This window comes from Pseudomonas sp. yb_5, from assembly GCF_043103865.1.
GTDB classification, from domain to species: domain Bacteria; phylum Pseudomonadota; class Gammaproteobacteria; order Pseudomonadales; family Pseudomonadaceae; genus Aquipseudomonas; species Aquipseudomonas putida_Y.
This window is the reverse complement of the sequence record NZ_JBICKE010000089.1, coordinates 1-6,428: the sequence shown is the minus strand read 5'-3', so window position 1 is coordinate 6,428 and position 6,428 is coordinate 1. Positions and strand designations below refer to the sequence as shown.

The 6,428-nt window shown below is 64.9% G+C and carries 6 protein-coding genes; 4 read left to right on the top strand and 2 right to left on the bottom strand.

Going from position 1 to position 6,428, the window contains the following annotated elements:
* Nucleotides 1-39: 39 nt before the first annotated feature.
* Nucleotides 40-798, bottom strand: a complete 759-nt coding sequence (locus ACF8GF_RS15700; protein ID WP_392488458.1) for a DUF2076 domain-containing protein — start codon at nucleotides 796-798, stop codon at nucleotides 40-42.
* 167 nt (nucleotides 799-965) lie between these two features.
* Between ACF8GF_RS15700 and ACF8GF_RS15695 the strand changes: the two genes are divergently transcribed.
* Nucleotides 966-1,622: a YciC family protein gene (locus tag ACF8GF_RS15695; RefSeq protein WP_010955396.1), complete on the top strand. Its 657-nt coding sequence runs from the start codon at nucleotides 966-968 to the stop codon at nucleotides 1,620-1,622.
* 85 nt (nucleotides 1,623-1,707) lie between these two features.
* Nucleotides 1,708-2,226 (top strand): hypothetical protein, encoded by a 519-nt coding sequence (locus ACF8GF_RS15690; protein ID WP_176683228.1) that lies wholly within the window; start codon nucleotides 1,708-1,710, stop codon nucleotides 2,224-2,226.
* 70 nt (nucleotides 2,227-2,296) lie between these two features.
* On the opposite strand, the gene hrpB is transcribed toward ACF8GF_RS15690, so the two are convergent.
* On the bottom strand, nucleotides 2,297-4,825 hold the full coding sequence (gene hrpB / locus ACF8GF_RS15685) for an ATP-dependent helicase HrpB (protein ID WP_392461701.1): 2,529 nt from the start codon (nucleotides 4,823-4,825) through the stop codon (nucleotides 2,297-2,299).
* 116 nt (nucleotides 4,826-4,941) lie between these two features.
* On the opposite strand from hrpB, the gene ACF8GF_RS15680 reads away from it, so the two are divergent.
* Nucleotides 4,942-5,361 (top strand): hypothetical protein, encoded by a 420-nt coding sequence (locus ACF8GF_RS15680; RefSeq protein WP_014592516.1) that lies wholly within the window; start codon nucleotides 4,942-4,944, stop codon nucleotides 5,359-5,361.
* A 22-nt stretch (nucleotides 5,362-5,383) separates the two neighbouring features.
* Nucleotides 5,384-6,256: a cation diffusion facilitator family transporter gene (locus tag ACF8GF_RS15675; protein ID WP_392461703.1), complete on the top strand. Its 873-nt coding sequence runs from the start codon at nucleotides 5,384-5,386 to the stop codon at nucleotides 6,254-6,256.
* Nucleotides 6,257-6,428 lie beyond the last annotated feature (172 nt).

The window sequence follows — 6,428 nt, the reverse complement described above, 5'->3', positions numbered from 1 at the left end:
CAAAGCGCCCCCGGAAATGCCAGCAGTATGCCAGACCTGTCAGACGAACGAGTCGTCGTCCGAGAAGAACCCGCCATCATCGCTGCCGTAATCACTGTCGGCGTAACCGCCCTGGTCACTGCCCCAGCCACCGTTGTCAGCCACCTGCTGCTGCCCGCCCTGATCGTTCCAGCCGCCACTGTCACTGGCTGGTACCGGCTCTTCCTTGATGACCTCGACCACTTCCTCCGGTTGCGAGTTGTGGTTGAACAGGCTGCTGATACCCTGCGCCAGCAACACACCACCTGCCACGCCGGCGGCAGTCTGCATGGCCCCGCCAAGGAAGCTGCTGGCCCCACTGCGCGCAGGCGCGGCGCCATAGCCAGGCTGCGGCGCCTGAGGCCGGGCGAAACCAGGTGCCGACGGCTCGCGCCAGCCACCACCGGACGCTACTGGGGGCGCCGAAGGACGCTGTGGCTGCACCGCCGGGGCCGCGTTGCGCCCACCCGAACCAAAGATGCCGGACAAGAAGCCACCCCCGCCATTGCTCGGCGCACTGCTGGCGGCTTGTGCCGCCTGAGCCTGGGCACGTGCCTGTTGCAGCTCGGCTTGCAGCTGCTTGTTCTGTTCGTCGAGGCGCTTGATCGCGGCCTCCTGCACCAGAATCGCCTGGGTCATGTAGTAAGGCGCCGCCGGTTGCTGACGCACGTGCTGCTCGATACACGCCTGGGCTTGCGCGTCACGCGGCTGGCTCGGGTCTTCGGCTTGCTTGAGACGGCCGAACAGGCCGTCGATCAGGGTTTGTTCTTCAGTGTTCATGGGGCGACCTCGTGGGGTAGCGGGACAACGGACAGCGTCAAAGATGGGGCGTACAGGCGCGGGATTCAATCACTGCTGCCGTGAAACTTTTTTCAGCAAGTGACAGCCCCAGGCCTGCTTTGGGCTAAAGTTAGGCCCCTGTTTTTACTGCCATGCGATGTTGACTGATGAATCCGCTGAGCGTTCTGCGCGACTCCCTGTACTTCTTCCGCCGTCACCTGCCAAACATCCTCCAGCTGTGCCTGCCGCTGGTGGTGGTGGAAGCCCTGCTCACCCAGTTGCTGGACCGACAGCTGGGCGACCAGGCATCACCGGCCTACGGCATGCTGGTCAGCCTGTTGTTCTACCCGTTGTACAGCGCAGCCCTGATCCTGTACCTGGACACGCGCAGCAACGGCCAGGAAATCGCCAAGCGCGACCTGTTCGCCCGCGCCCTGCAGTTGTGGCCACAACTGGCCCTGCTGATCCTGATCAGCTCGCTGCTGATCATGGCCGGCCTTGCGCTGTTCATCTTCCCGGGGGTGTGGATCATGATCAACCTGGTGTTCGCCGAGTACCTGCTGGTACTGCGCGGCCGGCCGGTGGTGCAGGCGATGCGCGAAAGCGCAAGCATGACCACCGGGCACTTCATGCGCATCATGATCTGCGTTCTAGGCGTGCTGGCGCCGATCTGGCTGATCGACGGGCTGCTGTTGATGGCCTTCCCCGAGCCATCACCAGGGATGGAACTGGCCATGGACAGCCTCAGCGGCTTCCTGCAGTTGTTCAGCACCGTGGTGCTGTATCGCCTGTTCATGTTGCTGGAAGGTGAAGCCAGCACCTGAGGCCACCGGGGAATGTTTTCGATCTGCCGGCTGCCCAGCCTTGGCGCCAGAGTGCACACCCTCAACGCCATTCAAGGAGTGCACCATGAACGAAACCATCAAGGCAGGGTACGCCCGGTCATTTCGCGGCCAACTGTACATGCGCGCCGTCGACCGAGACATCCCGCTGCGCCTCAGCCGCAGTACAGACAAATTCGGCTGGGGCATTACCCCCGAGGATGACTGGTTGCAGGCGGGAGGTAGGCAGGACTCGCCGGTGATGGACTTTCATTACCACTCGCGGACCAACGATCGCCTGCACTACCGCATCAGCATGCCAGGGCGCCCGGAGACCAAGAAGCTAGGATTCAGCCGCAATGGCTATCTGGGCTTCTACTGGCATGCAGAGGTTGGCGAATACTGGAAAATCGAGCCGCTGGCGCTGACAGATGAAGGCCTTGTCTGCCATCTGCGCGACCAGCGGGGCTACAGGGTCGGCGCCCTCACGGATACGCCGCACAGGAGTGGGGAGTGGGTAGCCTGGCTCAACGTCGAGGAAGGCGAAGTGATCACGTTCCTGTTGAGGCAGGCAGATCGAGCTTCACTGACGGGGGCAATACGATAAATGGCACGACCACTGACACGTCGTGGCCAGAGCATGATTTTTCGGCCTGCCCCGCACTCGGTGGTGTGCATCAGCTCCCTCTCGGCTTGGCCCTGGCGGTAGCCTCGGCCACCAGAGGGTCGTCCGGCCAGTAGTGCTTCGGATATCGCCCTTTCAGGTCTTTCTTCACCTCGGCATAGGTCGTGCGCCAGAAACTGGCCAGGTCCTGGGTCACCTGCACCGGCCGACGCGCCGGTGACAGCAGGTGCAGCTTGACCTGCTGCCGGCCATTGGCGATGCGCGGGGTGTCGGCAAGGCCGAACAGTTCTTGCAGACGCACGGCGAGAATCGGCGGGGTTTCGCTGTAATCCAGGCGGATGTTCGAGCCGGACGGCACGGCCAAATGCGCCGGGGCCTGTTCTTCCAGGCGTTGCGGCAGCGGCCAGGGCAGCAGATTGCGCAGCATCGACGGCAAGTCCAGCGCGGCAAAGTGGCTGAGACGCGATACTTTGCTCAGGTAAGGCTGTAGCCAGTCTTCCAGGCTGGCCAGCAGGGCCTCGTCCCCCAGGTCAGGCCATTCACTGTGGCCATCCTTCTCCAGGTCGAGCTGACGCAGCAGTGCCACACGTGCCTGCCATTGCCGCAGCTCGGGCGTCCAGGTCAGCAGGTTCAAACCTTTGCGCCGGACCAGGCCAAGCAGCGCTCGGGCCCTGGCTTCGTCATCCAGCCCGGGCAGCGGCTCGCGGCTGAGGACCAGTTCGCCAACCTTCACCTGGCGCTCGGCGCGCAACACCTGCTCGCGCTCGTCCCAATCGAGGATATCGAACCGCTCGACCTGCTCGGCCAGTACACCCTCGAGCAACGCCGGATCGAATTCGGCTGCCAGATAGATCCGCTCCTCACGCTGCCCCTGGCGGCTACCCAGGTCGGCGATCACCAGCCATGGGCACTTCATCAAGGCATCGACTTCGCCAAACAGGGCCGCACGGCCGTTGGCGAGCCGATACTCAGCCCCACCCGCCCGGCGCTGCTGGGCGACCCGGTCAGGGTAGGCCAGCGCCAGCAGGGCGCCCAACCAGCGAGGGTGGTCCGGGTCGGCGACCGGCGCACCAACCTTGCCACGCAACAGGCCACGGTATTGCCGGGCCAGCTGGCGAGCACGCTGCACCCCACCCTGGCCGCCACGCGCAGCCTTGCTCTCACCGCTGACCAGCGCAAGGCGGCTGTGCAAGTCGGCACCACCGCCGCGCTGAATGTCCCGCTCCCCCAGCAGTGCAGCCACATCGCATGCCATCTGTGCCAGGCCCAGGTCCTGACCGCGCAGCAACAAGTGCGCGATGCGTGGGTGAGCCGGCAGTTCGGCCATGGCCTGGCCATGTTCGCTGAGGTTGTCGCGGCTGCCCGGCTTGAAGGCGCTGAGTCGCGCCAACAGGTCCTGCGCCTGAGCGAACGCTGCAGCCGGTGGCTGGTCGAGCCAACGCAACTGCTCGGGGGTTACACCCCAGCGGGTCAGTTGCAGGGCCAGCCCGGCCAGGTCGGCCTGGAGGATCTCGGCACTGCCATGGGCGGCCAACTGGTCATGCTGGGCCTCGGACCAAAGGCGGTAGCACACGCCGGGCTCCAGACGGCCGGCACGCCCGGCGCGTTGGGTGGCACTGGCGCGGGAAATGCGCTGGGTGTCCAGGCGGGTCATGCCGCTGCCGGGGTCGAAGCGCGGCACCCGGGCCAGCCCTGCGTCGATCACCACGCGCACGCCATCGATGGTCAGGCTGGTTTCGGCGATGTTGGTGGCCAGCACCACCTTGCGCAGGCCCTTGGCCGGCGGGTCGATAGCGGCGCGCTGGGCATTGAGGTCGAGCTCGCCATGCAACGGGCACAGCAGAATCTCGGGGCGTGCCCCCAGGGCGTCCTGAAGGCTTTGGTGAACCCGGCGGATCTCGGCTTGCCCAGGCAGGAACACCAGCACGCTGCCGGTCTGGTCGGCCAGCGCATGCAGCACGCTGTCCACCACCCGTGGTTCGATGAACTCGCCTGGCTGGAACGGCCGCCCCCAGCGGATATCCACCGGATGCATGCGCCCTTCACTGCTGACCACCGGGGCATCGTTCAACAGCCGCGACAGGCGCTCGCCTTCCAGCGTCGCCGACATCAGCAGAATCTTCAGGGGCGGGTCGTCACGAAGCAACTCGCGGCCGTTAAGGCTCAGCGCCAGGGCCAGATCGGCATCCAGGCTACGCTCATGAAATTCATCGAAGATCAGCAAGCCCACACCTTCCAGCGCCGGGTCGGCTTGCAGACGGCGTGTGAGGATGCCTTCGGTCACCACTTCAATACGGGTTTTCGGCCCGACCTTGCTGTCCAGGCGGATGCGGTAACCCACGGTTTCCCCAACCTGCTCGCCCAGTTCACTGGCCAGCCGTTCGGCCGCAGCACGCGCAGCCAGGCGCCGAGGCTCGAGCATGAGGATGGTCTGCCCAGCCAGCCACGGTTCGTGCAGCAGCGCCAGTGGCACGCGGGTGGTCTTGCCAGCGCCGGGCGGGGCTTCAAGCACCACTTCGTCACGGTTTTCCAGCGCCTGGCGCAGGGCGGGCAAGGCAGCATCAATGGGTAATGAAATCATGGTGGTCCTCGAACAGTGTCGCGAGTATAACGGCGAACCCAGCCTGCTCTATCATGGTCTTAACATCAGGTGCAGGCGCATCGCTTGTCCTGCTGAACACCTTCTCGGAGATTTACATGCGCATCTCGACCCGCGTCATCGGTGGCGCCCTCATCGCCACCCTGCTGACTCAACTGACGGCCTGCGGCACCATTTTCTACCCGGACCGGCGCGGCCAGATCGGCGGCAAGATCGACCCTGTGGTTGCTGCAATGGATGCCATCGGTATTCTTTTCTACGTGATCCCGGGGCTCATTGCCTTCGGCATCGACTTTGCCACCGGCGCCATCTACTACCCGGGTGGCCGTACTGCCCAGGTCGACCCCGCCAAACTGCAAGAAGCCGTCAGCCCCGATGGCAAGGTCGACAACCTGAAGTTGCAGGCCATTCTGGAAAGCGAACTGGGCCAGCGCCTGCCGCTGAACGACCCACGGCTGATCCAGCACCGCGGCAGCATCGAACAACTGGCCAGCCTCGGCCTGGTCCCGGCAGCCTGAGCCACACGGACGCTGACCACGGATGACCACGACCCCAGCTGAACACCAGCGCCTGCTGCGCCTGGCCACACGCGCGTCACTGGCAGTGGCCAGCATCCTGGTGCTGAGCAAGGCGCTGGCCTGGTGGCTGAGTGGGTCGGTGAGCCTGCTGGCTGGGCTGACCGATTCGGCACTGGACGCAGTGGCCTCGTTCCTCAACCTGCTGGCGGTGCACTATGCCCTGCGCCCGGCCGACGACGATCACCGGTTTGGCCATGGCAAGGCCGAGGCCTTGGCCGGCATGGCCCAGGCGCTGTTCATCGGGGGCAGTGCGGTGCTGATCGGGGTGCAAGCGATCGAGCGCTTGTACACCCCGCAACCGCTGGGTGATACCGCCATTGGCATTGTGGTGATGCTGCTGTCGCTGGTGCTGACAGTCGCCCTGCTGGCACTGCAGTACAAGGTTATCCGGCTCACCGGCTCTACTGCGGTGCGGGCAGATTCCCTGCACTACCGCTCGGACTTGCTGCTCAACGGCAGCATTCTGCTGGCCTTGTTGCTGGCGCGTTTTGGCTGGCCTCAGTTGGATGCGCTGTTCGGCCTGGGCATCGCCTTTTACATCCTCTGGAGTGCGCTGCAAATTGCCCGCGAAAGTACGGCGATCCTGATGGACAAGGCGTTACCCGGCGATGTTGGCGAGGAGATGACCGCGCTGGTGCTGGCCGTTGCAGGCGTGAAAGGCGTGCATGACCTGCGCACGCGCGTGTCGGGCAACCAGTGGTTTGTGCAACTGCACCTGGAACTGCCGGGGCAACTGCCGCTGCATGAGGCGCATAGCTTGTGCGTGGAGGCCTCGCGGGTGATCCGCCAGCGTTACCCACAGGCGGACGTGATGGTGCACGCCGACCCGGTATGAGGTAACCACCCATGCCCCACCCCTTGTAGGCGCGGGTTCATCGCGAAAGGGCCGGGGCTGCTGGCCAATTTCCACCCGCCGATCACCGTTGCCGCCGCTACCGTATTCGCGGGTAAACCCGCTCCTACACACGCACAGGCCTTTGTAGGAGCGGGTTCACCCGCGAAAGGGC

What these genes read in the sequence shown, in the direction of transcription:
- ACF8GF_RS15690 (WP_176683228.1), top strand. Translation starts at nt 1,708, where the DNA reads ATGAACGAAACCATCAAGGCAGGGTACGCCCGGTCATTTCGCGGCCAA.
- hrpB (WP_392461701.1), bottom strand. Translation starts at nt 4,825, where the DNA reads ATGATTTCATTACCCATTGATGCTGCCTTGCCCGCCCTGCGCCAGGCG.
- ACF8GF_RS15680 (WP_014592516.1), top strand. Translation starts at nt 4,942, where the DNA reads ATGCGCATCTCGACCCGCGTCATCGGTGGCGCCCTCATCGCCACCCTG.
- ACF8GF_RS15695 (WP_010955396.1), top strand. Translation starts at nt 966, where the DNA reads ATGAATCCGCTGAGCGTTCTGCGCGACTCCCTGTACTTCTTCCGCCGT.
- ACF8GF_RS15675 (WP_392461703.1), top strand. Translation starts at nt 5,384, where the DNA reads ATGACCACGACCCCAGCTGAACACCAGCGCCTGCTGCGCCTGGCCACA.
- ACF8GF_RS15700 (WP_392488458.1), bottom strand. Translation starts at nt 798, where the DNA reads ATGAACACTGAAGAACAAACCCTGATCGACGGCCTGTTCGGCCGTCTC.